1 protein-coding gene and 1 pseudogene are annotated in these 888 nt (G+C 55.7%); both read right to left on the bottom strand.

The features are described 5' to 3' along the window. Positions 1-112: 112 nt before the first annotated feature. Positions 113-431: pseudogene (locus tag IE266_RS27140) on the bottom strand (IS110 family transposase); the annotation flags it as partial. 181 nt (positions 432-612) lie between these two features. Continuing rightward, positions 613-888, bottom strand: a 276-nt coding sequence (locus IE266_RS26755) for a transposase (protein WP_229864560.1), incomplete at its 5' end; no start/stop codon positions are given.

Here is an 888-nt window from a genome sequence, read left to right as displayed (position 1 = left end):
CTTCCTTTCGAAGAAGCATGGACCGGATCACTCATACACAGAAGATCTGACACTCTCTTGGGTGACTGTGCAGAGCGTTGATCGCCTATGTCCTCTGCCGGATCAGAAGCTAACTCCCTCGAAAGATCATTGCCGCGTCCTGGGTCTCGACGCTCTTCATGGGCACGAAGCGCATCGTCGGTTGCTGCGCCGCCTCGGAGAGTGCTTCGGCATCAGCCATGTCTTTCTTCTGGCGCTTCATAAAAGGCTCAACGTCGGCGGGCGGGATCCGTCGCCCCTTAGGCTTGATCTTCCCGATCTTAGGTCCTCAGAATTGAGCGCCATCACAGGTTTCCATCGCGATAAAGTAGGCTGGCAGTCGTCGGAGGAATACAAAAACATTTTTATCTCAGCCCCTTACGCAGAACCGCCCGGCCTTCGGCGTTGACCACATGGACCTAGAACACATTCTTGGCCAGATCGCACCTGACTGTGATAATGGCCGTCTTGACGGTTCTCCGTAGTGGGTCGTTACAGACCCATCTTGCAACAAAGATACCGTCGCGGGACGGTCCCAGCATCACAGCCACTCCAATAGGTCAGCTCATGCAGAGCTGTTCTTAGGGTCAGGATTCATAACCAGTAGATGACGGTTGCGGCGAGAGCGATGGCCGAGAGGAACACCTTGGGGCAGCGGTCGTATCGGGTCGCGACGCGCCTCCAATCCTTGAGCCTGCCGAACATGATCTCGATCCGGTTGCGCCGCTTGTAGCGGCGCTTGTCATATTTGACTGGCGTCTTGCGCTGCTTTCGGCCGGGGATACAGGCGCGTATCCCCTTGTCCTGCAACGTGTTTGATCCCACGGTTTGATGGTGTGATCCTTTCGAAGGAATGGAAGGATGCCCTAT

Origin of the sequence: Seohaeicola zhoushanensis, from assembly GCF_014656415.1 — a bacterium.
Lineage (GTDB): Bacteria > Pseudomonadota > Alphaproteobacteria > Rhodobacterales > Rhodobacteraceae > Seohaeicola_A > Seohaeicola_A zhoushanensis.
This window is presented reverse-complemented; position numbering and strand designations above follow the sequence as displayed.